Below are 25011 nucleotides of genomic sequence, written 5' to 3'. Positions count from 1 at the left end.
CGCCCCGGTACAGACACGCTAGAGCAATTGCTCGTATCATGCCCGCCCCACTGCGGGGCGCAGGTCTGCGCCCCTCCTGCACGGTTCCGATAGCGTGAGCGAAACGACCCATTTCAACTCGATCGCCCTGATGTTCCCCGGCCAGGGCTCGCAGGCGGTCGGCATGCTGGCCGAACTGGCCGAGCTCCATACCGCCGTCAAGACCGCGTTCGAGGAGGCCTCGGACGGCGCCGGCGTGGACCTGTGGGCGCTGTCGCAGGGCGGCCCCGAGGAAATGCTGAACCGCACCGAATACACCCAGCCGGCGCTGCTGGCCGCGGGCGTGGCGGTGTGGCGGCTGTGGAGCGCACAGGGCGGCCCGATGCCGGCCGTGCTGGCCGGCCACAGCCTGGGCGAATACACCGCGCTGGTCGCCGCCGGCGCGCTGTCGCTGCAGGACGGCGCGCACCTGGTGCGCATCCGCGGCCAGCTGATGCAGGACGCGGCGCCGGCAGGTACCGGCGCGATGGCGGCCGTGCTGGGCGCCGAGGACGCGCTGGTCGAGGCCGTCTGCGCAGAGGCGTCCGGCGCGCAGGTGGTGGTGCCGGCCAACTACAACTCGCCCGGCCAGATCGTGATCGGTGGCGATGCCGCGGCGGTGGATCGCGCGCTGGCGTTGCTGCAGGAAAAGGGCGTGCGCAAGGCGGTGAAGCTGGCGGTGAGCGTGCCGTCGCACACGCCGATGATGCGCGAAGCGGCCAATCGGTTGGCGCAGACCATGGCCGGCCTGGAATGGAAGCTGCCGGCGCTGCCGGTGGTGCAGAACGTCGATGCCCGCGTGCACGACAGCATCGACGCCATCCGCGACGCGCTGGTGCGCCAGCTCTACCTGCCGGTGCAGTGGACCGGTTGCGTGCAGGCGCTGGCCGCGCGCGGGGTGACCCGGATCGCCGAATGCGGCCCGGGCAAGGTGCTGGCCGGCCTGGTCAAGCGCATCGACAAATCGCTCGACGCGCGCGCGTTGGGCACGCCGGCCGAGTTCGCCGGCGCCATCGAGGAATGGAACGCATGAGCGAACAACTGCTGAAGGGCGAGGTCGCGCTGGTCACCGGCGCGTCGCGCGGCATCGGCGCCGCCATTGCCGACGAACTGGCCGCGCTGGGCGCCACCGTCATCGGCACCGCCACCAGCGATGCCGGCGCGCAGGCGATCGGCGAGCGGCTGGCCGCGCGCGGCGGCCATGGGCGCCGCCTCAACGTCAACGAGGCCGGCGCCATCGAGGCGCTGGTGGACGCGGTGTCCACCGAGTTCGGCGCCATCTCGATCCTGGTCAACAACGCCGGCATCACCCGCGACAACCTGCTGATGCGGATGAAGGACGAGGACTGGCAGGCCATCCTTGATACCAACCTCACCTCCGTCTACCGCGCCTCGAAGGCGGTGCTGCGCGGGATGATGAAGGCGCGCAGGGGCCGCATCGTCAACATCGCCTCGGTGATCGGCGTCACCGGCAACGCCGGGCAGGCCAACTACGCCGCGGCCAAGGCCGGCATCATCGCCTTCAGCAAGTCGCTGGCCAAGGAGATCGGCTCGCGCGGGATCACCGTGAACGTGGTCGCGCCGGGTTTCATCGCCACCGACATGACCGCCGACCTGCCGGAAGCCGCCAGAGAGGCGATGCTGGGCCAGATCGCGCTGGGCCGCCTGGGCGAGCCGGCCGACATCGCCCGCGCAGTGGCCTTCCTGGCCGGCCCGTCGGCGGCCTACATCACCGGCGAGACCCTGCACGTCAACGGCGGCATGTACATGCCGTGATTTACAGCCGGGCGGCGTGACGTCATGCCGCCCGGGTTTACCGTACACTTCACCACCGAACGACCCGATTTCCGGGAGGAGCAACCCACATGAGCAACATCGAAGAGCGCGTCAAGAAGATCGTCGTCGAACAACTGGGCGTCAAGGAAGAAGACGTCACCAACAGCGCGTCGTTCGTGGACGACCTGGGCGCGGATTCGCTGGACACCGTGGAGCTGGTGATGGCGCTCGAGGAAGAGTTCGAGTGCGAGATCCCGGACGAGGACGCGGAAAAGATCAGCACCGTGCAGGCGGCGATCGACTACATCAAGGCCCACGTCAAGGCGTAAGCCGGGCGTACGCCAGTGGTACCCCGGGGGCCGCGCATGCGGCCCCCTGTGTTTGCATCGAACGTAACGAGCGTGTGGAGGAAAGGGCGATGGGCAAGCGACGCGTTGTGGTTACCGGAATGGGCATCGTCTCGCCGCTGGGCAACGACCTGGCCGGCAACTGGGACGGCATCGTCAATGGCCGCTCCGGCATCGGCCCGGTGGAAGGCTTCGACGCCAGCACCTATCCCACCCGCATCGCCGGAGAAATCCGCGACTTCGACGTCACCCGCTGGGTGAACGCGAAGGACGCCAAGAAGATGGACCACTTCATCCACTACGGCATCGCCGCCTCGCTGATGGCGAAGGACGACGCCGGGCTGGAGGTCACCGACGCCAACGCCGAGCGCATCGGCGCGCTGATCGGCGCCGGCATCGGCGGCATCTGGGGGATCGAGGAAACCGCGATCAAGCTGCACGAGGGCGGCGTCCGCAAGATCAGCCCGTTCTACATCCCCAGCACCATCATCAACATGCTCCCGGGCCAGCTCTCGCTGATGACCGGGATCAAGGGCCCGACCTTCTCGGCGGTCTCCGCCTGCGCCACCTCGAACCACAGCATCGGCATGGCGATGCGCATGATCCAGTACGGCGACGCCGACGTGATGTTCGCCGGCGGCGCCGAGCGCGGCAGCTCGCCGACCTCGATGGGCGGTTTCTGCGCGATGAAGGCGATGAGCACCCGCAACGACGAACCCGCCCGCGCCTCGCGGCCGTGGGACGCGGAGCGCGATGGCTTCGTGCTGGGCGACGGCGCCGGCGTGCTGGTGCTGGAGGAATACGAGCACGCCAAGGCCCGCGGCGCCCGCATCTACTGCGAGCTCGCCGGCTTCGGCGCCACCTCGGACGCCTTCCACATGACCGCGCCCAGCGAGAACGGCGAAGGCCCGGCGCGCTGCATGGCGATGGCGTTCCGCGACGCCGGCATCAATCCGGAGGATGTGGGCTACCTCAATGCGCACGGCACCAGCACCCCGCTGGGCGACCTGGCCGAGACGCTGGCGATCAAGCGCGCGCTGGGCGAGCACGCGTACCGGACCATGGTCAGTTCCACCAAGTCGATGACCGGCCACCTGCTTGGCGCGGCCGGCGGGGTGGAGGCGATCTATTCGATCAAGGCGCTGGAGACCGGGATCATCCCGCCCACCATCAACCTGGAGAATCCGGGCGAGGGCTGCGACCTGGACTACGTGCCGAACACGGCGCGCGAAGCGAAGATCGACGTCGCCGTCTCCAACGGCTTCGGCTTTGGCGGCACCAACGGCACGCTGGTGTTCAAGCGCATCTGAGCCCCTCGCCCGCGCGCGACCGCAAGCCGTGCCTTCTTCTTCGGGAGAAGCTGCCCGCGGGCGGATGGCGGTGCGGTGAGTCCGTTCGATTGAAGCATTGCGCACTGCCAACGCCTGTCCACGATCCATCTTCAGGCCGGGAAGCGGCCTCACGCGGGAACGACTGGCACCCATGATCCGAACCCGCGCGATTCCGTCCGGCCTCGACCTGCTCGACCTGCATCGGCTTGATCCCGCGCGCTACCCGGTGCTGCTGGAATCCAGCGCCAGCGGCGCGCACGGGCGCCGCGACCTGCTGCTGGCGCATGCGGGCGAGGGCTTCGCGCTGCATCGCGACGGCGTGGTGCGCACGCTGGCCGGCGAGGTTGTCGAAGGCCGCTTCCTCGACGTGCTGGACGCGCACTGGCGCGCGGCGCGCATCGACCGCGATGGTGATGCCGGGGCGCCGTTCCGCGGGGGCTGGGCGCTGCTGCTGGGCTTCGAGCTGGCGCAGCAGGTCGAGCCCATCCTGCGCCTCCCGCAAGCCGCCGGCGCGCTGCCCGTCGCGGTGGCGCTGCGCTGCCCGGCGGCGCTGCTGCACGATCGCGCCAGCGGCGAATGCGTCGCCGTGGCCGAAACCGATGCAGGCGAGTGGCTGGGGCGCATCGCGGACGACGCCGAGCGCGCGCGCGCGCTGCCGGTGCTGCCGGCATGGGCGCCGCCGGTGCGCATCGAGGAAGATGAGCCGCAGCGCTACCTCGAGGGCGTGGCGCGGATCCTCGACTATCTCGCCGCGGGCGACGTGTTCCAGGTCAACCTGTCGCGCGGCTGGCAGGCCGCGTTCGACGCCGCGCTCGATCCCGCGGCGCTGTTCCAGCGATTGCGCGCGCACAATCCCGCGCCGTTCGCCGGCATCTTCCGCAGCGCCTGGGGCAGCGTGGTCAGCGCCTCGCCGGAGCGGCTGCTGTCGGTGCAGGCGGGCGTGGCCGAAACCAGGCCCATCGCCGGCACCCGCGCGCGCTTCGCCGGCGACGACGACGCGGCGCGCATCCGCGAGCTGGTTGGCCATCCCAAGGAGCGCGCCGAGCACGTGATGCTGATCGACCTCGAGCGCAACGACCTGGGCCGCGTCTGCGCGCCGGGCAGCGTGCGGGTGGACGAGCTGATGACGGTGGAGAGCTATGCCCACGTGCACCACATCGTCAGCAACGTGCGCGGCACGCTGCGCGCCGGCGTGAACCCCGGGCAGGCGATCGCCGCGGTGTTCCCCGGCGGCACCATCACCGGCTGCCCGAAGGTGCGCTGCATGCAGATCATCGCCGAGCTGGAAGGCACCGGCCGCGGCGCCTACACCGGTGCGATGGGCTGGCTGGGCCGCGACGGCGACATGGACCTGAACATCCTGATCCGCAGCGCAGAAGTGGAGGGCGCAACGCTGCGCTTCCGCACCGGCGCCGGCATCGTGGTCGACTCCGACCCGCAGCGCGAACTGGAGGAGACGCGGGCGAAGGCGCGGGGAATGCTGCGGGCGTTGGGGGTGGAGTGATGGACGGCATCGCGATCCGCGTCGTGACGGGACGCCAGAGCAATCGGAAGCGGATGCCATGGGATTCGACGCACCAAGCGAGTATCGGGGAGCGACTGCGTTGAATCCCATGGCATCCGCGTCGTTCGTGGGGCTTGCGCGTGCGGACGGCGTTTCCCCCGCCAATCGCGGCCTGAACTACGGCGACGGCCTGTTCGAAACCATGCGCGTGCATCGCGGCACGCTGCCGCTGTGGCCGCGCCACCTCGCGCGCTTGCGCGAGGGTGCGCAGCGGCTCGGCATCGCCGTGCCCGATCCGGCGTTCATCGAGGCCCGCATCGCGGAAATGAGCGATGGCGTCGATGCCGGCGTGCTCAAGCTGCTGCTGACGCGCGGCGACGGCGGGCGCGGCTATGCGCCGCCCGTCGATGCGCCGCCGGCATGGATGCTGGCGCTGCACCCGCTGCCGCCCGCGTCCGCCACCGGCCTGCGCCTGCATGCCTGCGAAACGCGCCTGACGATCCAGCCCGCGTTGGCCGGCCTCAAGCACTGCAACAGGCTGGAGCAGGTGCTGGCGCGGGTCGAAGTCGAGCGCGCCGGTTGCGACGAAGGGCTGATGCTGGACAGCGAAGGCCGCGCGGTCAGCGCCACCTCGGCCAATCTGCTGGCTTACCGCGACGGTCGTTGGCTGACCCCGCCGGTGGCCCGCTGCGGGGTGGCCGGGGTGCTGCGCGGCTGGCTGCTGGCGCAGGGGCTGGCGGAGGAGGCCGAACTGGCGCCGGACGCGCTGGAATCCGTCGAGGCACTGGCACTGTGCAACGCCGTGCGCGGTATCCTGCCGGTCTCCCTGCTGGGCGCGCGCCACTGGTCGGCGCACCCGGCGCTGACCGACCTGCAGGCGCGACTGGCGATGGCCCATCCGATGTTTTCCAATCCCGCGGTGCGCGCATGAAGGCGCGTCGTCCGCTGCTGATCCTGCTGCTGGCCGTGCTGGCGGTGGCGGCGTGGTACTGGGACCGTTTCCGGACGTTTGCCGAGGCGCCGCTGCCCGGCATCCAGGCCGACGCCGGGTTGGTGGTCGCGCGCGGCGACAACCTCGACAAGGTGCTGCGCAAGCTGCAGGCGCAGGGCATCGACACCGGCGACCGCCTGTACTGGCAGCTGCTGGCGCGCCAGACCGGCGCTGCCGGGCGCCTGCAGGTGGGCGAGTACGCGCTGCGCGAGGACACTTCGCCGCGTGCGCTGCTGCAGGCCATGCGCGACGGCAAGGTGGTGCGGCGCATGTTCACCATCATCGAAGGCTGGAACATCCGCGACCTGCGCGCGGCGCTGCGCAAGGCGCCGCTGCTGGAGCAGAAGACCGCGCAGATGGACGATGCCGCGCTGATGGCGGCGCTGGGCCACGCCGGCCAGCATCCGGAGGGCCGCTTCCTGCCGGAGACCTATGCCTGGGTGCGCGGCGATTCCGACCTCGACCTCCTCAGGCGCGCCTACGCCGGGATGGACAAGGCGCTGGATGCGGCGTGGAAATCGCGCGCGCCGGATCTGCCGCTGGACAGCCGCGACCAGGCGTTGACCCTGGCCTCCATCGTCGAGAAGGAAACCGGCATCGCCGAGGAGCGGCCGGCCATCGCCGGCGTGTTCGTGCGCCGGCTGAAGAGCGGCATGCGCCTGCAGACCGATCCCACCGTGATCTACGGCATGGGCTCCAGCTACACCGGCAACATCCGCCGCAGCGACCTGACCACCGATACGCCCTACAACACCTACACCCGCGACGGCCTGCCGCCCACGCCCATCGCCATGCCCGGCAAGGCGGCGCTGCAGGCGGCCACGCATCCTGCGCCGGGCGATGCGCTGTATTTCGTCGCGGTGGGCGACGGCAGCGGGCGGCACGTCTTCAGCGCCTCGCTGGATGCACACAACAGCGCGGTGCGCGACTACGTGCAGCGCTACCGCGCGCAGCGGCAGGCCGAGCGTGAAGGAGCCACGCCGAAGTGACGATGCTGCAGTCGAAGCCGCGCCTGCTGACCATCGAAGGCGGCGAGGGTGCGGGCAAGAGTACCGTGCTGTCGGCGCTGCGCGATGCCCTGCTGGCCGACGGCTGCGAGGTGGTCTGCACCCGCGAGCCCGGCGGCACGCCGCTGTCCGAGCGCATCCGTGGCCTGCTGCTGGACGCCGGCGACGAGCCGGTGCATCCGCATACCGAACTGCTGCTGATGTTCGCGGCGCGCGCGCAGCACGTGCAGCGGGTGGTGCTGCCGGCGCTGGCGCGCGGCGCATGGGTGATATCCGACCGTTTCACCGATTCCAGCTATGCCTACCAGGGCGCGGCGCGTGGCATGGATGAAGGCTTCATCGCCGAACTCGAGCGGCGCGCGGTCGGCATCGAGCCCGGCCTGACCCTGCTGCTGGACCTGGGCGTGGCGCACGCGCGCGAACGCACGCGGGGGCGCGACCTGCTGGGCGGCGCTTCCCCCGACCGCATCGAGCGCGAGCGCGACGACTTCTTCGAGCGTGTGCGCGAAGGCTTCCTGGCGCGTGCGACTGCGCATCCGCAGCGCATCCGCGTGCTCGATGCCAGCCCCGACGCCGCCACTGTCGCCGCCGCCGCGCTGGCGGTGCTGGCCGACTACCGCAGGGCGCTGGCATGAACCTGCCGCCGCTCTCGCCCTGGCAGCAGCGCGCCTATACGCAGGCGGCCGACGCGCTCGCTGGCGGCCATTTCGGCCACGCCACGCTGATCACCGGGCCGGCGCTGATCGGCAAGCGCCTGCTCGCCGAGCACCTGGCCCGGCGCGTCCTGTGCCTGTCGCCGCGCGCCGATGGCGAGGCCTGCGGCGGATGCAGGAGCTGCACGCTATTCGCGTCGCGCGCGCAGATGGAAACGCCCGAGGTCCGCCCGGACGGAGCCCCGGCACACCCGTGGGGGCACAGCGCGCATCCGGACCTGCGCTTCCTCGGCTACGAAATCAACCACAAGACCGGCAAGCCGCGCAGCGAGATCGTCATCGAGCAGATCCGCGCGCTGTCGGAAAAAATGGGCATGACCGCGCAGCTGGGCGGTGCGCAGGTGGTGATCGTCGACCCCTGCGATGCGATCAACTGGAGCGCCTTCAACGCGCTGCTGAAGACGCTGGAAGAGCCGCAGCCCGGCCGCTACCTGTGGCTGCTGGCGTCCAATCCGGCGCGGTTGCCGGCGACCATCCGCAGCCGCTGCCAGCGGCTGGAGCTGCGGCTGCCGCAGCGCGACGAGGCCCTGCACTGGCTGCGCCAGCGTGGCCACGCGGAGGCCCTGGCCAGCGAGGCGCTGGATGCCGCGCGCGGGCATCCGGGCCTGGCCGATGCCTGGGCATCGGGGGATGGCCTGGCGCTGCGTCGCGACGCGGTCAAGGACGCGCAGGCGCTGCTGCGCGGGCAGGCCGATCCCAGCGAGGTCGCGCAGCGCTGGGTGGCCGATGGGCGCGCCGGGGAGCGTTTGGGTCATCTGGCCGAGTTCGCGCTGCGGGAAGCCGCGGGCTTGACCGAGCCGGCCGCAACCCGCACGCTGGCCGCGCGCTTCGACGCGGCCAACCGCGCCCGCGAGCTGCTGCACACCACGGTGCGCGCGGATCTGGCGGTCGCGGAGGCACTGCTGGCGTGGCGCTGAGGTTTGGGACAGGCAACTGACAGGGAACCGGAATGAGCAATCCGAGCAGTGGGGCAAGGCAGGGCATCCTGTCGCTGGCGATCAAGGACAAGGCGGCGCTGTACAACGCGTACATGCCCTTCATCCGCCAGGGCGGCATCTTCGTGCCCACCGCGCGCCGTTACTTCATCGGCGACGAGGTGTTCCTGCTGCTGACCCTGCCGGACTCCTCCGAGCGCCTGCCGGTGGCCGGCAAGGTGGTGTGGGTGACGCCCACCGGCGCCCAGGGCAACCGCGCCGCCGGCATCGGCGTGCAGTTCGCCGATACCGCCGAGGGCGAGGCGGTGCGCAGCAAGATCGAAACCACGCTGGCCGGTACCCTCAACGCGGACCAGCCGACCCAGACGATGTAGCGGTTCGTTCCTGCGCCGGTGCGGCGCGCGCATCCGGGGCCGCGGTTGCGGCCTTTCGCGTTTCCGGAGCACGCCGTTGCCGGGCTTTCGCGGCTCCGCTTGCCGGAAACACGCTCGAATCCGCTCCCGGGACCGCCCAGGGCGGTTTCGTCGCGCCTGGCGGCGATTTCGTCGCGACCGGGGTTGACGGGCGACTGCTGTTCGATCTGTACTATTTCGAATAGTACAGATAGGACAGCCCGCGCATGGCCCGACCCCGTCCCCTGATGATCCAGATCGCCACCGGCGACGCTCGGCCGATCGGGCGCCAGATCGTCGATGCCGTGCGGATGAAGATCGCTACCGCCGAGCTGGTGCAGGGCGACCAATTGCCCAGCGTGCGCGGCCTCGCCCAGCAACTGATGGTCAACCCGAACACGGTGGCCAAGGCCTATGCCGAACTGAGCGCGGAAGGCTGGCTGGAGTCGCGGCAGGGCATGGGGCTGTACGTGGCGGCCATGCGCCAGCGCCTGTCCGACGATGAGCGCGAGCGGCGCCTGGACGACGCCATCGGCCGCTTCGTCAACGACGTGATCCCGCTGGGGTTCCCGGCCGACGACGTGCAGGCGCGGGTCGCCCGTGAATTCCAACAGTTGGTTCCCCGAAAGATCGCCTGAGCGCGATTCCCATCTCCGTCGCCCGGAGTGCGGAGAAGGACCTGCTTGCCGAGTTGCGTTGAGGCAGTTCCTTCGCCGCGCCCCCGACGACTCCCTCGAAGAGGCCTCCCATGTCCACCGAGTTCGTCATCGAAACCCGCGCGCTCTCCAAGCGCTACGGCCGCAAGCTGGCGCTGGATCGGCTTGACCTTGCGATCCCGCGCGGCCGCATCCATGCCATCGTCGGCGCCAACGGCGCCGGCAAGTCCACCCTGTTCCGGATCCTGCTCGGCTTCCTGCCCCCGAGCACGGGCGAGGCGCGCATCCTGGGTGGCGACAGTCAGTCGCTGAGCCCGCAGGATCGCGCCCGCATCGGCTTCGTCAACGAAGAGCACACCTTGCCCAACTGGATGCGCGTCTCGCAGGTGATGGCGATGCAGAAGCACCAGTACGGGCGCTGGAACCAGCAGGCCTTCGACGGCGTGATCGGCCATTACCACGTGCTGCCGGAGCAGAAGGTGGGCCAGCTCTCGCGCGGCGAACGCGCCGGCTTCAACCTCGCGCTGGCGCTGGCGCAGAAACCCGAATTGCTGGTGCTGGACGAGCCGACGCTGGGCCTGGATGTGGTGGCCAAGCGCGCCTTCCTCGAGTCGCTGCTGTACAGCAACGCCGCCGACGAATGCACGGTGATCTATTGCTCGCACCAGATGGAGGAGATCGAGCGCGTCGCCGACAACCTGATTGTCCTCGAGCGCGGCCGGCTAATGCACATGTCGGCGCCGGAGGAGTTCACCGCGCGGGTCAGCCACTGGGTGGCCGACGTGCCGTTCAAGGGCCCCGATCCGCGCAGCGTGCCCGGCCTGCTGGAAGTCCAGCGCCTGGACGGCCTGCACCACTACCTGGTGCTGGACCAGGACGACGGGTTCGAGCGCTTCCTGCGCGATGCCGGCGCCCGCAACGTGCAATCGATGCCGGTCGGCCTGGACCGCGCCGTCAATGCCTTCCTGGCCAAGAACCACGCCGCGCCGGCTGCCGCCTGACGCGCAAGACGCCCGACGAGGGCATGAGGACACCACCATGATCGATCTGTTCAAGGGCGAGCTGCTGCGCTTCCGCCCGTGGGCCACCGCGGCCTTCCTCGCCAACCTGGCCGTGCTGGGCTTCCTCAGCCGCATGGTCGACCTGGCCCAGCAGCCCCTCATCGTCTACCAGATCTTCGGCGCGGTGTATGCCGCGGCCGGCGCGCTGCTGGGGATGTACCAGATGGGTAGCTACCGCAAGCCGAACCAATGGCTCAACCTGCTGCACCGGCCGTTGCACCGGCTGCAAATCGCGGGTGCGTTGACCGGGGCGGGGGCGCTGCTGTTGCTGCTGGCGGTGGCCCTGCCGATCCTCCTGGTCGCCGCCTATCAGAAAGGCCTGACTGCGCGCGTGGTGGATGTCCGTCACTGGCTGCTGCCGATCGCCGCGTGGGGAGTCGCGTCGACCGGTTATCTCGCCGGCGCCTATGCGATGGTCGGCAACCGCCGCCACTCGTTCGCGGCGTTCCTGGTGCCGAACCTGTTCCTGTATTCGCAGGCCTCGGGCGTCGCCATGCTGGGCGTGCAGGGCGTCGCCATCGCCTTCCTGGCGCTGCTGCTGGCGATCGCGTTCAAGCCGGATCCTGCCGCGCCGTCGCGCAATCCGCTGGCGGTGCTGGCGGTGGCGCTGCCGGTGCAGGTTGGCGCGTATTTCCTGATCTGGATGCTGGGCTTCGGCGTCGAGTTGTCGTGGACCGCCAGCGGCACCCACCCGCTCAACGCGCCCACGCCGCCGAAAGGCGGCAACATCGAAGCCGACCGCGCCGAAGGCAGGGACATGCTGCTGCTCGGCATCGAGAACAGCCGCGACCCGGAGGCCGCGCTGTGGCGCGAGCAGATCGCGCTGTCCGACGTGTACACGACCTATCCGCTGCGCAACCTGCCGGTGCAGGGCAGCCTGACCAACCTCGCGCCGATGGAGTTCGGCGACGGCGACAACAATCTCTTCCTCGTGTACAGCCACGACCGCGCGCGCTTCGTCACCCGCGGGCTGCGCGACCAGCGCCGGATCGGCGAGATGGGCGTGGGCGAGGAGCAGGCCGCGTTCCCGGGCCCGACCATGCCGTACGGCGCGACCTACCTGTACAACGCGCAGGCCGCCTACCAGTACGACAGCGAACAGCAGCGCATATTCGAACGCATTCGCCTGCCTGCGGGCGAAGCGATGGCCAGCCCGCCCGAGCCGGCCGGCGACAACCTGGTGGTGCTCAGCGATCGCGCCGCCTATTTCTATCCCGGCCGCGAGGCGATGAACGGGCTCGACCTGCTGCAACCGCTGCTGCGGGTGGCGATGCCGGGGCCGGTCGGCAACCTCAGCCGGATGGACGTGATCGAATTGCTGGACGGCTACCTGGTGTCCTACACCTACACCTGGGGCGTGTGGAGCGGCGAACTGCAGCATCCGTACCAGGAAGTGCTGCGCGTGGACGGCGAGGGCCGGGCGCGGACGGTTGCACGCCGTGCCCTCTCGATCGACCTGCCGTCGGCCTACACCAACCGCAACACCTGGCTGTCGCCGGCGCTGCGCGCGCTCTGCCTGGGCGCGCAGGATTTGTTCGCGGCGCAGGATCCGCTGCGCGCCAAGCCCGAGCCGATGCCGGCGCCCATCCTGTGGCTGGCCGGGGCGTGCTGCCTGCTGGCGCTGCTCGGTGCGGTGTGGCTGACCGGGCGGCAGGCGCATTCGCCGCGCGGCCGCTGGGCCTGGGTGCTGCTGTGCGGCGCGATCGGGCTGCCGGCGCTGGCGAGCCTGTGGTTGCTGTATCCGCGTCTTGACACCTCGCCGATGGCGGCGCCGGGTGCGCGGCCGGCGGCGGCCTGAACCCGGACGTGGAAGGAACCAGACGATGACGACGTTACGAAGCCTGTGCGGCACGCTGGCGCTGTGCGCCCTGCTGCTCGCACCCCGCACGTTGCCCGCGCAGGCCGCTGAAAGCCTGCGCGCCGCGGAAGCCGCACAACGCGCCTTGCCGCGTGCGCCACGCCTGCCGCGCGCGGCCTTCCTCGAAAACCGCACGCTGGTGGCCGCCGAGCTTTCGCCGGCCGGCGATGCGGTGGCCTACCTGCGCGAACAGAAGGATTCGCGCGCGCTGTGGCTGCTGCCGACCGGGGGCGGCAACGCGCGCATGCTGGTCGGCAGCACCCAGGCCGAACAGATGATGTGGTCCCGCGATGGCCGCTGGTTGTTCCTGCGCGCCTCGCGCGTGCTGACCATGGTCGGCCGCGACGGCCGCACCGGCGTGCGCGTGCCGCTGGGCGGCAGCGAACGGCGGCGGGTGATCAAGCTCGATCCCTCGCAGCCGGCCGCGGTGCTGCTGGGCGAACGTGTTGCCGCCGGCAAGGGCGAGCGCTGGCGCGTGGTGCGCATGGACGCGCGCGGCAGGCGCACCGTGCTGCGCGAGGACGCGCGCTGGATGCACGACGTGGCGCTGGACGCGGCCGGCCGCATCGTCGCGCTGGCGCGCTTCGAAGGCGACCACGATGCGCTGTATCGCGTGCGGCCCGACGGCACGCTGCATGAAGTGCTGCGTCTGCGGCCGATGGAGCGACTGGATCTGCTGGCGGCACGGGCCGACGGCAGCCTGCTGATGGCCGGCAATCCCGCCGGCACGGCGCCAGGCGGGGATTTCCGGCGGGTGATGCGGCTGGATGCAAACGACCGGTTGCAGACATTGCACCAGGACCCGCGGGGTGAAGCCGATCTCGACGAAGTGGTGGTCGACCCGCGCACGCAGCAACCGTTGGCGGCGAGCTATCGCAGCACCGTCGCCGCGACCTACGGCATCGGCGACGCCCAGGCGGTGGTCGCGGATATCGTGCGCAGGTTCCCGGGCCGCGACATCGGCCTGCAGGCCGGCAGCGGCGCCTCCGCGCGGTGGCTGGTGAGCGAACGCGCGGCGACCTTGCGCGATCCGCGCTGGTACCTGTACGACCCGCGCGACGGCAGGCTGCGGCGCATCCTGGACGATCCCGGCATCACCGCCGGTGCGCCCGAAGAAGCCGCGCTGGCGCGCAAGCTCGCCATTGCCTACACCGCGTCCGACGGCAGGCGCGTACACGGCTTCGTGCTGCTGCCACCGGGCGTGGACGCCGCGCATGCTCCGCTCATCGCGCACGTGCATGGCGGGCCGATCAACCACTTCCGGCCGGGCTTCGACGGCGTGGCGCAGTTCCTGGCCAACCGCGGCTACGTGGTGTTCCAGTCGAACTTCCGCGGCTCCACCGGCCACGGCCGTGCCTACACCTTTGCGCCCGACGGCGACTATGGCAACGGCCGCGTGCAGCGGGACATCGTGGAGGGCGTGCGCTGGCTGCTGGCGCAGGGCATCGGCGATGCGGCACGCGTCGGCATCGTCGGCCATTCCTTCGGCGGCTACGCCGCGCTGCTGGGCCTGACCTTCCAGCCCGACCTGTTCAAGGTCGGCGTCGCCGGATCGCCGCCGGCCGACCTCGGCTGGGGGATGCGCTGGCTGGTGGACGCAGGCGAGCAGGGCGACCTGCCCGACCGCTCGCTGAAGCAGACGCTGCACGCGCTGTCGCTGGATGCGACCGATCCCGGAGTGTTCGCGCGCCTGCACGCGCAATCGCCGCTGGCGAATGCATCGAAGATGCGGCGCCCGCTGCTGCTGATGGCCGGCGGCGCCGACCGCACGGTGGCGATCCGCAGCGTGATCGATTACGTCGCCAGGCTGAAGGCGCAGGGCAGCCCGGTCACGCTGCTGGTGGAGCCGAATGGCGGGCATTCGCCGGTCGAGCCGGTGCCGCGCGAAGCCTATCTGTTCGCGATGGAGAGCATGCTCCAGCGCCACCTCGGCGGGCCGCAACCGGAACCGCCGGGGCCGCGCCTGCGCGCCTACCTGCGCGAGAACCTGCGGCTGGCCGGGCCGGAGTTCAGGGCGCTGGCGAAGAAGCCCGCGCGCTAGGCGCGGGCGCTGCGGCGTTACGCCACCGGTTCGCGCAGCACCGGGTTGTCCCAGCCGGCGCGCGGCGCGAAGCGCTCGCCGTACTTCGCGCGCAACGCTTCTAGCCGCGCCAGCAGCGCGTCGGCGCCGGTGGCGCGGATGTGCTGGATCGGGCCGCCGCGGAACGGGGCGAAGCCGGTGCCGAAGATCACCCCGGCGTCCAGCAGGTCGGCATCGCTGACCACGCCGTCGTGCAGGCAGGCCACGGCTTCGTTGAGCAGCGGCAGGACCAGGCGATCCTCCAGGTCGTCCGGTGCCACGTAGCCCCCCGGCAGCTCGGGCTTGACGGCCTTGCCGTTCTCCCATTTGTAGAGGCCATGGCCGTCCTTCTTGCCGCGCTTGCCGGCTTCCACCGTCGCCAGCGCCGCCGGCACCTCCAGGCCTAGGAAGGGGGCCAGTTCCTTGCCCACGCTGGCGGCCACGTCCAGGCCGACGGTGTCGAGCAGTTCGATCGGCCCCATCGGCATGCCGAAGCGCGTCGCCGCCTTGTCGATGGCCGGGCCGGGAATGCCTTCCGCATACGCGGTGGCGGCTTCCAGCATGTACGGGAACAGCACGCGGTTGACCAGGAAGCCGGGCGTGCCGGCCACCGGCACCGGGAACTTGCCCAGCGCCTTGCAGAACGCGGCCAGACGGCGCTCGGTCTCCGCGGCCATGCCGTCGTGGCGGATGATTTCCACCAGCGGCATCTGCGCCACCGGGTTGAAGTAGTGCAGGCCGGCGAACTGCGCCGGACGCGCGATGTGCGGGCGCAGTTCGTCCAGCGGGATCGAGGACGTGTTGGTGGTCAACAGCGCGTGGGCCCGCATGCGCGGTTCGACCGACTGGTAAAGGTCGCGCTTGGCTTCCGGGTTCTCGATGATCGCTTCGATGACGAGGTCGGCTTCGGGGACGCCGGCACCGTCGAGGTCGGACTTCAATCGCGCCGCCACCGCCGGGCGCTTGGTCTCGTCCTTCACCTTCTTCTCGAACAGGGTCTGCGCGCGCTGCAAGGCGCCGTCGATGAAGCGCTGTTCGCGGTCCTGCAGGGTCACCTCGAAGCCCTTGTAGGCCGCGAACGCGGCGATGTCGCCACCCATCACGCCGGCGCCGACCACGTGCACGCGGGCGATGCCGGACTCGCCCTTGCCCAGCGCCTTCAGCCGCTCGGTGAGGAAGAAGATGCGGATCAGGTTGCGGGCGGTCGGCGTGCCGGCCAGCTTGACCACCGCGCGGCGCTCGGCGTCGAGGCGGCCGCGGATGCCGCTGCCGCCGCTGCGTTCCCAGGTGGAGATCAGTGCGTAAGGCGCGGGATAGAACGCCTTGGGCGCCTTGCGCGCGACCTGCTTCACCATCTGCGGCGCCAGCAGCTTGCGCGCCACGAAGGTGTTGGTCAGCCAGCCCAGCGCGCGCTGCTTGAACGGCCGCACGCTGCCCTTGAGCGCCAGCGCCGCGGCGGCGTCGATCAGCTGCGCGGGCTCCACCACCTTGTCGACCAGGCCGATCGCGCGCGCGGCTTTCGCGCCCAGCGCGCGGCCGGTCAACATCATGTCCATCGCCGCGGGGGCGCCGACCAGGCGCGGCAGCCGCGCGCTGCCGCCCCAGCCGGGGAAGATGCCGAGCTGGGTTTCCGGCAGGCCAATGCGGGTGGAAGCGTCGCTGCTGGCGACCCGATAGCGGCAGGCCAGCGAGATCTCGGTGCCGCCGCCCATGCAGAAGCCGTGGATGGCGGCGACGGTCGGGCATGGCAGGGTCGCCAGCGCCTGGAACACGTCCTGGCCGCGGCGGATCGCGTCGTTGACCGTCCCCTTGCGGTCGAATTCCTGGAACTCCTTCAGGTCTGCGCCGGCGATGAACCCGCTGGCCTTGCCGGAGGCGATCACCAGCGCCTTGGGTGGCTCGAGGGCGATGCGTTCCAGCGCGTCGCCCAGCTCGATCAGGGCGTCCTGCGAAAACGCGTTGACCGCCGCGTCGGCGCGGTCGAAGGCCAGCACCATGACGCCATCGTCGCGGCGCTGCGGCTTCCAGTGGCGAAGGCGGAATCCGTCGAAACCGGTTGCGGAGGAATCGGCCATGGGCGTGCCATCCGTATCAGCAGGGAAGCGGCTATCGTAGCCCGCGGAAACTTGAATACTTGTCTAAATGCCTTCATTCCAGGGGCAAGTCCGCGGAACTTCCGCGGCGCATTCCTGTCATACCGCCCGGAGGCGACCGGGCCCAACCACGAGGCCGCGGCGCAGATGACGGAGGATCGGGTGTCGCAAGCGCTGGATCAGGACCTGGTGGCCCGCGTGCAGCGCGGCGATGCCGCCGCCTTCGACCTGCTGGTGCGCAAGTACCAGCACCGCGTGGCCGCGGTGATCTCGCGCTACGTCCACGATTGGGCGGAAGTGCAGGACGTGGCCCAAGACACGTTCATCCGAGCGTACCGCGCCATCGGCGGGTTCCGCGGCGACGCGCAGTTCTCCACCTGGTTGCACCGGATCGCGGTGAATACCGCCAAGAACCACCTCGCCTCGCATGGCCGCCGCCCGCCGGGCGAGGACATCGAGATCGAGGACGCCGAACAGTTCGAGTCCGGCCTGCGCCTGCGCGACAACGACACCCCGGAGCGCGAACTGATGCGCCAGCAGCTGGAACAAACCGTGCTGGCCGCGGTCGAAGCACTGCCGCAGGACCTGCGCGATGCGATCACCCTCCGTGAAGTGGAGGGCATGAGCTACGAGGAGATCGCCGAACGCATGGGCTGCCCGATCGGCACGGTGCGTTCGCGCATCTTCCGCGCACGCGAGGCCATCGACGCCCGCATGCGGCCCCTGCTGGACCAAGACGAATTGCCGAAGCGCTCGCAAGCATCATGACCAACGACACCGACCGCCACTGCATCGACCTCACCCAACTCAGCAGCCGCGAGCAGTTGTCCGCGCTGATGGATGGCGCATTGCCCGAGGATCAGACCCGCTTCCTGCTGCGCCGCCTTCGGCACGACGCCGAGCTGGCCGGCAGCTGGGAGCGATGGCGCATCGCCAGCGACGTGATGCGCGGCATGACGCCGGCCCGCCGCCTGCCCGCCGATTTCGCTGGCCGTGTTTCCGCGGCGCTGCACGGCGGCGAGGCGGGCCCGGCGCCGGCAGCCGCGGCTTCGAGGCCGGCTTGGCTGCGCCGCGGCGCAGGCGCGGGGGCGCTTGCCGCGGCGCTGGCGGTGGTGGCGTTGATGGGCCGTCCCGCGCTGGAGGGCGAGGCTTCCCCCACCGCGCCTGCACCGGTGGCACAGGTGGCCGCGACGCGCGCGGTCGCGCCGTTGCCGGCGCAAAGCCAGCCCGCGCCGCCGCGGCCCGCGCCGATGGCGCCGGCCGACGGAGCCGACGTGCTGGCCGCAGCAACGGTGGCGGCCGCCGCCACCGCTTCCGCCAAGCCGACGCGGCGTAGCCGGCCCGCCGCTGCCACCGTGGCGGCGCCCGTCACCGCAACCGTGGGCGCTGCCCGGGTCGCCGCCGCCGCTCCGGCGGCGATCGATGTCGTCCCGACGGAGTTCCCCGGCCTCCCGCAGGGCGACATCGTCACCCGGCCGTGGCCGCGTTCGATCCTGCCGCAGTACGCCGGCAGCAGTGGTCTTGCGGTGGGCTTCGGCGGCCACCCCCGGCGCGCCGACAACCCGTTTGCTCCGCCGGTCTTCGGCGCGCCGCCGAAGCTGCTCTCCGACGAAGCCGCATCGCCGCAGGCCCACGGCGGCGACGTGCAGGACCCGCCCCGGCCCTGATGAGTGCCCGCTGCGCGGCGCCGGCGGCGCCACGTATTTCCCTGTTTCCTATCCACGCGAAGAGGAATCCCTTGCCATGCCCGCGATCAAGTTCGCTTCCCTGCGCCCGCTGCTGCTGACCTCCGCGCTGGCAGTTGCCGGCGTCGGGGCCTGCAGCGGCCAGAACCCCGCCAGCGCGCAAACGTCGCCGGCGATGCCGGCCACCCCCGCCCCCGAGCTGGTCGCCGGACTGCCCGATTTCACCCGGCTGGTGGACCAGGTGGGCCCGGCGGTGGTCAGCGTGCAGGCGGAGATCGGCGGCCGCTCGCAGGCCGCCGCGCAGGCGCGGCAGTTGCCCGAGGGCGATGGCGACGAACAGATCCCCGAATTCTTCCGCCGCTTCTTCGGCCCCGGCATCACCCCGATGCCGGGCATGCCCGGCATGCCGGACGCGCGCCCGCGCGGCACCTCGCTGGGCACCGGCTTCATCATCTCCGCCGATGGCTACCTGCTCACCAACCACCATGTCGTCGACGGCGCTGACACCGTGCGCATCAAACTGTCCGACCGCCGCGAATTCACCGCCAAGGTGGTGGGCAGCGACCCGATGTCGGACGTGGCCCTGCTGAAGATCGACGCCAAGAACCTGCCGGTGATGCGCATCGGCGATTCCGACGTGCTCAAGCCAGGCCAGTGGGTGGTGGCGATCGGCTCGCCGTTCGGCCTCGACCACTCGGTCACCGCCGGCATCGTCAGCGCGGTCGGCCGCGCCAACCCCGGGGCCGACCAGCGCTACGTGCCGTTCATCCAGACCGACGTGGCGATCAACCGCGGCAACTCCGGTGGCCCGCTGCTCAACACCCGCGGCCAGGTGGTCGGCATCAACTCGCAGATCTTCAGCAACTCCGGCGGCTACATGGGCGTCAGCTTCGCCATTCCCATCGACGTGGCGATGAACGCGGTGCAGCAGCTCAAGGCTACCGGCAAGGTGATCCGCGGCCAGCTGGGCGTGCAGATCCAGGGCATGGACCGCGACGCCGCCGGCGCGCTGGGCTTGCCCGATGCCAACGGCGCGCTGGTGGCGGGCATCGAGCCCGGCAGCCCCGCCGAACGTGCTGGCCTGCAGCGCCAGGACGTGATCCGCAGCGTCAACGGCCAGCGCGTCTACGAGTCCAGCGACCTGCCGCCGATCATCGGCGCGATGGCCCCGGGCTCGAAGGTGACGCTGGAAGTGGTGCGCGACGGCAAGCCGCGCACCCTCAGCGCGACCTTGGGCGCGCTCGATGAGACGGCGGCATCGGCAGTCGGCGAGGCGGGCGGCGGGCTCAAGCCGGCGGCCCCCGCGCAGGCCAACCCGCTGGGCATCATCGGCCAGGAACTGACCGCCCAGCAGCGCAGCGGCATGGGGCTGCAGCCGAAGGAGGGCGTGCTGATCGCCCGCATCGAGGGCCCGGCCGCACGCGAGGCGGGCCTGCAGCGCGGCGACGTGGTGCTGGCGGTGGGTCGCCACGATGTCGGCAGCGTCGAGGCGCTCAATGCCCAGTTGCGCGCGGTCGGCGCCAACAAGCCGGTGATGCTGCTGGTGCGGCGCGGCGGCGGTACCCGCTACGTCACGGTGACCCCGGTCGAGCGCTGACACCCGGCGCAAGCCCGCGTCCGGTCGATGGCGGCCGGGCGCGGCGACGGCCGGCCACCAGCGGTGCGGCCGGGGGTGCCTCCGGGGCTGTGCGATAATGCGCGGCTGTCTTTCCCACAGGCCGCGATCCCGCGGCCGTTGCCGCACTCAGCCGACGCCCCCCATGCAGCACGATTCGATGCGGTTCATCCGCAACTTCTCCATCATCGCCCACGTCGACCACGGCAAGTCGACCCTGGCCGACCGCATCATCCAGCTGTGCGGCGGCCTCACCGCGCGCGAGATGGAAGCGCAGGTGCTCGACAACAACCCGATCGAGCGCGAGCGCGGCATCACCATCAAGGCGCAGTCGGTGTCGCTGCCGTACACCGCGAAGGACGGCAACACCTACTTCCTGAACTTCATCGACACCCCCGGCCACGTCGACTTCAGCTACGAGGTCAGCCGCTCGCTGGCCGCCTGCGAAGGCGCGCTGCTGGTGGTCGACGCCGCGCAGGGCGTGGAGGCGCAGTCGGTGGCCAACTGCTACACCGCGGTGGAGCAGGGCCTGGAAGTGGTGCCGGTGCTGAACAAGATCGACCTGCCGACCGCCGACATCGACAAGGTCAAGGAAGAGATCGAGGCCGTGATCGGCATCGACGCCGCCGATGCGGTCGCGATTTCGGCCAAGACCGGGCTCAATGTCGGCGACGTGCTGGAAGCCATCGTCCAGCGCATCCCGCCGCCGCAGCCGCGCGACACCGACAAGCTGCAGGCGCTGATCATCGACTCGTGGTTCGACAACTACCTCGGCGTGGTCTCGCTGGTGCGTGTCATGCAGGGCGAGCTGAAGGCCGGCGACAAGATGCTGGTGATGAGCACCGGCCGCACCCATCTGGTCGACGCGGTCGGCGTGTTCACCCCCAAGCGCAAGGTGCTGCCGGTGCTGCGCGCCGGCGAAGTGGGCTGGATCACCGCCAGCATCAAGGACGTGCACGGCGCGCCGGTGGGCGACACGCTCACGCTGGCCGGCGATCCGGCGCCGAAGCCGCTGCCCGGTTTCCAGGAGATGCAGCCGCGCGTGTTCGCCGGCCTGTTCCCGGTCGATGCCGAGGACTATCCGGCGCTGCGCGAGGCGCTCGACAAGCTGCGCCTGAACGACGCCGCGCTGCGTTTCGAGCCGGAGTCGTCCGAGGCGATGGGCTTCGGCTTCCGCTGCGGCTTCCTCGGCATGCTGCACATGGAGATCGTGCAGGAGCGCCTGGAGCGCGAGTACGACCTCAACCTGATCAGCACCGCGCCGACCGTGATCTACGAGGTGCTGAAGACCGACGGCACCATCGTGCCGATGGACAACCCGGCCAAGCTGCCGCCGGCCAACCAGGTGCAGGAGATCCGCGAGCCGATCATCCGCGCCAACATCCTCACCCCCGAAGCCTACATCGGCAACATCATCAAGCTGTGCGAGGAAAAGCGGGGCGTGCAGATCGGCATCACCTACATGGCCAGCCAGGTGCAGATCAGCTATGAGCTGCCGATGGCCGAGGTGGTGCTCGACTTCTTCGACAAGCTGAAGTCGGTGAGCCGCGGCTACGCCTCGCTGGACTACCACTTCCTGCGCTTCGACGCCGGCCCGTTCGTGCGCGTGGACACCCTGATCAACGGCGACCGCGTCGATGCGCTGTCGATCATCGTGCACCGCAGCCACGCCGACCGCCGCGGCCGCGAGCTGACCGAGAAAATGAAGGACCTGATCCCGCGGCAGATGTTCGACGTGGCGATCCAGGCCGCCATCGGCAGCCAGGTCATCGCCCGCACCACGGTCAAGGCCCTGCGCAAGAACGTGCTGGCCAAGTGCTACGGTGGCGACGCCACGCGCAAGAAGAAGCTGCTGGAGAAGCAGAAGGAAGGCAAGAAGCGGATGAAGCAGGTCGGCCGGGTGGAGATCCCGCAGGAGGCCTTCCTCGCCGTGCTGCAGGTGGACAACAAGTAGGAGCGCACCGCAGGGGCGCGATGACGGGGCGGACGCAAGGCAATTGGAGAACATCGCATGATGGTGTGGTTCGAAACGATCCTGGTCACCCTGACCGTGCTGAGTGGCTTGGTCTGGCTGCTGGACAAGCTGTTCCTGGCCAAGCGCCGCGCCGCCGCGGCCGGCCCGCTGGACGAGGTGAAGGAGCCGCTGCTGGTCGATTACTCCAAGGCCTTCTTCCCGGTGCTGGCGCTGGTGCTGGGGTTGCGCAGCTTCGTCGCCGAGCCGTTCCGGATTCCGTCCAGTTCGATGATGCCCACCCTGCTGATCGGGGATTTCATCCTGGTCAACAAGTTCAGCTATGGCCTGCGCTGGCCGATCACCAACAAGAAGTTCGTCGAGCTTGGCGAGCCGGCGCGTGGCGACGTGGTGGTGTTCCGCCCCCCGCACCATCCGCGCGAGGACTGGATCAAGCGGGTGATCGGCGTGCCGGGCGATGTCATCGGTTACCACGACCACAAGGTCAGCGTGAACGGGCGGGTGCTGCCGTACCGGGTCGAAGGCGTGTACACCGAGGTCGGCCAAGGCGCTGGCGAAACCGGCGACACCAAGCTCACCGAGGGCATGCCGGGCCGCCCCCATTTCGTGCTGGAGGGCGAGTTCAGCGTCGCCGATGGTGACTGGACGGTGCCGGCGGGGCATTATTTCGTCATGGGCGACAACCGCGGCAACAGCGAGGACAGCCGGTTCTGGGGATTCCTGCCGGAAGCCAACCTGCGCGGGAAGGCGTTCATGGTGTGGATGAACTTCGACGCCAGCGCGGATCACTGGGTGGACGTTTCCCGTATCGGAACGCGTATTCCTTGATCGATGCCTGGTCAATAGAGGCACGGCCGTTCAACCAAGAGGGGATGCACGAATGAAGCAGAAACAGCGCGGCATGACCATGCTGGGGTTCCTGATGGTGCTGTGCCTTGTGATTTTCTTCGCCTTTTGCGCGATGAAGATCGTGCCCATGTACATCGAGTTCTACTCGGTGAAGCAGGCCCTCAAGGGCCTGGCCGAAGACCAGGGGCTGGCGGGCGCGAGCAAGGAGAAGATCCGCGAGATGTACCTGCGCAGGCTCGAGATGAGCTACGCCGACCACGTCAAGAAGATGGACGCGATGAAGTTCGAGTCCGGGGACGGTGGGGTGAAGATGGTGGTGGACTACGAGCGCCGCGAGTCGCTGCTGGCCAACCTCGACGTGGTCGGCAAGTTCCACGCCGAGCAGGTGCTGACGCGTGGCGCCAGCGACTAGTGACCGCACGCCGCCGGCGTTCGCCGGCCATGTGTTCGCGGACCCGGCGCTGCTGGCGCAGGCGCTGACCCACCGCAGTGCGGGCAGCCCCAACAACGAGCGGCTGGAATTCCTCGGCGACGCGCTGGTCAACCAGTTCGTCGCCGAGGCGCTTTACCGGCACTGGCCCCGGGCCGACGAGGGCGCACTGACCCGCGCCCGGGCCGAGCTGGTGCGCGAATCCGCGCTGGCCGGCATCGCCCGCCGGCTGGACATCGGGCCGCGGCTGGTGATGGGGCCGGGCGAAATGAAGACCGGCGGCCATCGCCGCGACTCCATCCTGGCCGACGCGGTGGAGGCCATCGTGGCCGCGATCTACCTGGACGCCGGCTTCGCCCCCTGCCGCGAGGCCGTGCTGCCCTGGTTTGCGCCGCTGATCGACGCCCTGCCGCCGCCCAACAAGGTCGGCAAGGACGCCAAGACCCGCCTGCAGGAGTGGCTGCAGGGCCGGCAGCAGCCGCTGCCGGTCTATGCGCTGCTGCACGAAGGCGGCGAAGACCATGCGCGGATCTTCCGGGTCAGCTGCACCCTGGCCCATCCCGCCCGGTGCACCGAGGGCGAGGGCAGTTCGCGGCGCGCGGCCGAACAGGTCGCCGCGGGCGCCATGCTGGAATTGCTCGAGTCCGCCTGAATCGCGGCTGGGCGGGTTTTGCCCGCGATCCGCCGGATTCGAGGCGGCCAAGCGGGCCGCGCTCTACAATCCGCGCATGAATCCCACATCCCGCAGCGGCGCGGTGGCCGTCATCGGCCGCCCCAACGTCGGCAAATCCACCCTGGTCAATGCGCTGGTCGGCGCCAAGATCAGCATTACCTCCAACCGTCCGCAGACCACGCGGCACCGGTTGTTGGGCATCGCAACCTTCCCGGGCGGCCAGCTGCAACTGGTGGACACGCCGGGCATCCATGGCGAGCAGGGCAAGCGCTCCGGCAAGGCGATGAACCGGATGATGAACCGCGCCGCCCGCGGTGCGCTGGAAGGCGTAGACGCCGCGCTGCTGGTGATCGAGGCCGGGCGCTGGGACCACGAGGACGGCTTGGCCTTCGACGCCCTGCGCGAGGCCGGCCTGCCGGTGGTGCTGGTGGTCAACCAGGTCGACAAGCAGAAGGACAAGACCGCGCTGCTGCCGTTCATCGCCAAGGTGACGGAAGGGCGCGAATTCGCCGCGGTGCATCCGTTGTCGGCGCTCAAGCGCAGCGGGCTGGAGCCGCTGGTCGCCACCCTGCTCGGGCTGATGCCGGAGGGCGAGCCGGCATTCGGCGAGGACGAGATCACCGACAAGAGCCAGCGCTTCCTCGCCGGCGAGCTGGTGCGCGAGCAGCTGATGCGTCGGCTCGGCGAGGAACTGCCGTACGCCACCACGGTGGAGGTGGAGCGCTTCGAGGAAGAGCCCTCGCCCAAGGCCGGCGTGATGTACCGCATCGACGCGGTGATCTGGGTCGAGCGCGAGGGCCAGAAGGCCATCGTCATCGGCAAGGGCGGCGAGCGCCTGCGCGACATCGGCAAGCACGCCCGCGAGCAGATGGAGCGCCTGTTCGACGCCAAGGTGTTCCTGCAGACCTGGGTGCGCGTGCGCGAGGGCTGGAGCGACGACGAGGCCGCGCTGCGCGCGCTGGGCTACCACGACTAGGTGTGTAAACCCACCACGTTGTTCAGTTGGATGCGGGTGATGGGTGGTCTGTAGCCGAGGCTGGCATGTG

General features: G+C 70.3%; 23 protein-coding genes. 22 read left to right on the top strand and 1 reads right to left on the bottom strand.

Translation table 11 applies throughout. From position 1 onward, the window contains the following. The first annotated feature begins 94 nt into the window (after window positions 1–94). The 14 genes from fabD (at window position 95) to SPK54_RS08525 (ending at window position 14630) form a co-directional block, all read left to right on the top strand. Window positions 95–1051, top strand: a complete 957-nt coding sequence (gene fabD / locus SPK54_RS08590; protein ID WP_330947502.1) for an ACP S-malonyltransferase — start codon at window positions 95–97, stop codon at window positions 1049–1051. After that, entirely contained in the window at window positions 1048–1794 is a 747-nt protein-coding gene (fabG, locus tag SPK54_RS08585) for a 3-oxoacyl-ACP reductase FabG (RefSeq protein WP_330947501.1), read from the top strand. The genes fabD and fabG overlap by 4 nt, the downstream gene beginning before the upstream one ends. Before the next feature lie 89 nt (window positions 1795–1883). Next, the gene (acpP, locus tag SPK54_RS08580) at window positions 1884–2123 is read left to right on the top strand and encodes an acyl carrier protein (protein WP_028838444.1); all 240 of its coding nucleotides are present in this window, start codon (window positions 1884–1886) and stop codon (window positions 2121–2123) included. A gap of 89 nt (window positions 2124–2212) precedes the next feature. After that, window positions 2213–3451, top strand: coding sequence for a beta-ketoacyl-ACP synthase II (gene fabF, locus SPK54_RS08575; protein ID WP_330947500.1), 1239 nt, complete (start codon window positions 2213–2215; stop codon window positions 3449–3451). Between the two features lie 172 nt (window positions 3452–3623). Continuing rightward, complete coding sequence (locus SPK54_RS08570) at window positions 3624–4976, top strand: aminodeoxychorismate synthase component I (RefSeq protein ID WP_330947499.1); 1353 nt, start codon at window positions 3624–3626, stop codon at window positions 4974–4976. A gap of 109 nt (window positions 4977–5085) precedes the next feature. Next, window positions 5086–5907 (top strand): aminodeoxychorismate lyase, encoded by an 822-nt coding sequence (gene pabC, locus SPK54_RS08565; protein WP_330947498.1) that lies wholly within the window; start codon window positions 5086–5088, stop codon window positions 5905–5907. Then, complete coding sequence (gene mltG / locus SPK54_RS08560; RefSeq protein ID WP_330947497.1) at window positions 5904–6956, top strand: endolytic transglycosylase MltG; 1053 nt, start codon at window positions 5904–5906, stop codon at window positions 6954–6956. The genes pabC and mltG overlap by 4 nt, the downstream gene beginning before the upstream one ends. A gap of 2 nt (window positions 6957–6958) precedes the next feature. Further along, window positions 6959–7609: a dTMP kinase gene (tmk, locus tag SPK54_RS08555; protein WP_330947496.1), complete on the top strand. Its 651-nt coding sequence runs from the start codon at window positions 6959–6961 to the stop codon at window positions 7607–7609. Next, on the top strand, window positions 7606–8604 hold the full coding sequence (locus SPK54_RS08550) for a DNA polymerase III subunit delta' (RefSeq protein ID WP_330947495.1): 999 nt from the start codon (window positions 7606–7608) through the stop codon (window positions 8602–8604). Before tmk ends, SPK54_RS08550 begins: the two co-directional genes overlap by 4 nt. A 32-nt stretch (window positions 8605–8636) precedes the next feature. Further along, window positions 8637–8996: a PilZ domain-containing protein gene (locus tag SPK54_RS08545; RefSeq protein WP_330947494.1), complete on the top strand. Its 360-nt coding sequence runs from the start codon at window positions 8637–8639 to the stop codon at window positions 8994–8996. Between the two features lie 245 nt (window positions 8997–9241). Continuing rightward, window positions 9242–9652 (top strand): GntR family transcriptional regulator, encoded by a 411-nt coding sequence (locus tag SPK54_RS08540; protein ID WP_330947493.1) that lies wholly within the window; start codon window positions 9242–9244, stop codon window positions 9650–9652. Window positions 9653–9762: 110 nt separating this feature from the next. Continuing rightward, window positions 9763–10671, top strand: coding sequence for an ATP-binding cassette domain-containing protein (locus SPK54_RS08535; RefSeq protein WP_330947492.1), 909 nt, complete (start codon window positions 9763–9765; stop codon window positions 10669–10671). Between the two features lie 37 nt (window positions 10672–10708). Beyond that, window positions 10709–12529 (top strand): hypothetical protein, encoded by a 1821-nt coding sequence (locus SPK54_RS08530; protein WP_330947491.1) that lies wholly within the window; start codon window positions 10709–10711, stop codon window positions 12527–12529. A 25-nt stretch (window positions 12530–12554) separates the two neighbouring features. Continuing rightward, a complete protein-coding gene (locus SPK54_RS08525; RefSeq protein WP_330947490.1) occupies window positions 12555–14630 on the top strand; it encodes an alpha/beta fold hydrolase in 2076 nt (691 codons plus the stop codon). 17 nt (window positions 14631–14647) lie between these two features. Here the strand turns inward: SPK54_RS08525 and SPK54_RS08520 are convergent, their stop codons facing one another. Beyond that, window positions 14648–16723 carry a 3-hydroxyacyl-CoA dehydrogenase NAD-binding domain-containing protein gene (locus SPK54_RS08520; protein ID WP_330947489.1) on the bottom strand — a complete coding sequence of 692 codons (2076 nt, stop codon included), beginning with the start codon at window positions 16721–16723 and terminating at the stop codon, window positions 14648–14650. A gap of 180 nt (window positions 16724–16903) precedes the next feature. Here SPK54_RS08520 and rpoE point away from each other — a divergent pair, with 180 nt between their 5' ends. From rpoE to era, 8 genes are all read left to right on the top strand, one after another. Beyond that, window positions 16904–17509, top strand: coding sequence for an RNA polymerase sigma factor RpoE (rpoE, locus tag SPK54_RS08515; RefSeq protein ID WP_330947488.1), 606 nt, complete (start codon window positions 16904–16906; stop codon window positions 17507–17509). Continuing rightward, window positions 17506–18408, top strand: a complete 903-nt coding sequence (locus SPK54_RS08510) for a sigma-E factor negative regulatory protein (protein ID WP_330947487.1) — start codon at window positions 17506–17508, stop codon at window positions 18406–18408. Before rpoE ends, SPK54_RS08510 begins: the two co-directional genes overlap by 4 nt. 76 nt (window positions 18409–18484) lie before the next feature. Beyond that, on the top strand, window positions 18485–20023 hold the full coding sequence (locus SPK54_RS08505) for a DegQ family serine endoprotease (RefSeq protein ID WP_330947486.1): 1539 nt from the start codon (window positions 18485–18487) through the stop codon (window positions 20021–20023). Between the two features lie 178 nt (window positions 20024–20201). Continuing rightward, complete coding sequence (gene lepA / locus SPK54_RS08500; RefSeq protein WP_330947485.1) at window positions 20202–21995, top strand: translation elongation factor 4; 1794 nt, start codon at window positions 20202–20204, stop codon at window positions 21993–21995. 60 nt (window positions 21996–22055) lie between these two features. Then, window positions 22056–22841: a signal peptidase I gene (gene lepB, locus SPK54_RS08495; RefSeq protein WP_330947550.1), complete on the top strand. Its 786-nt coding sequence runs from the start codon at window positions 22056–22058 to the stop codon at window positions 22839–22841. Window positions 22842–22893: 52 nt separating this feature from the next. Next, on the top strand, window positions 22894–23274 hold the full coding sequence (locus tag SPK54_RS08490) for a DUF4845 domain-containing protein (protein ID WP_330947484.1): 381 nt from the start codon (window positions 22894–22896) through the stop codon (window positions 23272–23274). Next, a complete protein-coding gene (rnc, locus tag SPK54_RS08485) occupies window positions 23258–23944 on the top strand; it encodes a ribonuclease III (protein WP_330947483.1) in 687 nt (228 codons plus the stop codon). The genes SPK54_RS08490 and rnc overlap by 17 nt, the downstream gene beginning before the upstream one ends. 76 nt (window positions 23945–24020) lie before the next feature. Then, window positions 24021–24941, top strand: coding sequence for a GTPase Era (gene era, locus SPK54_RS08480; protein ID WP_330947482.1), 921 nt, complete (start codon window positions 24021–24023; stop codon window positions 24939–24941). Window positions 24942–25011: the final 70 nt, after the last annotated feature.

The sequence above is a fragment of the Thermomonas sp. LB-4 genome (assembly GCF_036409385.1).
GTDB lineage: Bacteria > Pseudomonadota > Gammaproteobacteria > Xanthomonadales > Xanthomonadaceae > Thermomonas.
The sequence above is the reverse complement of the archived record's forward strand: the minus strand, read 5'-3'. Positions and strand labels throughout refer to the sequence as shown.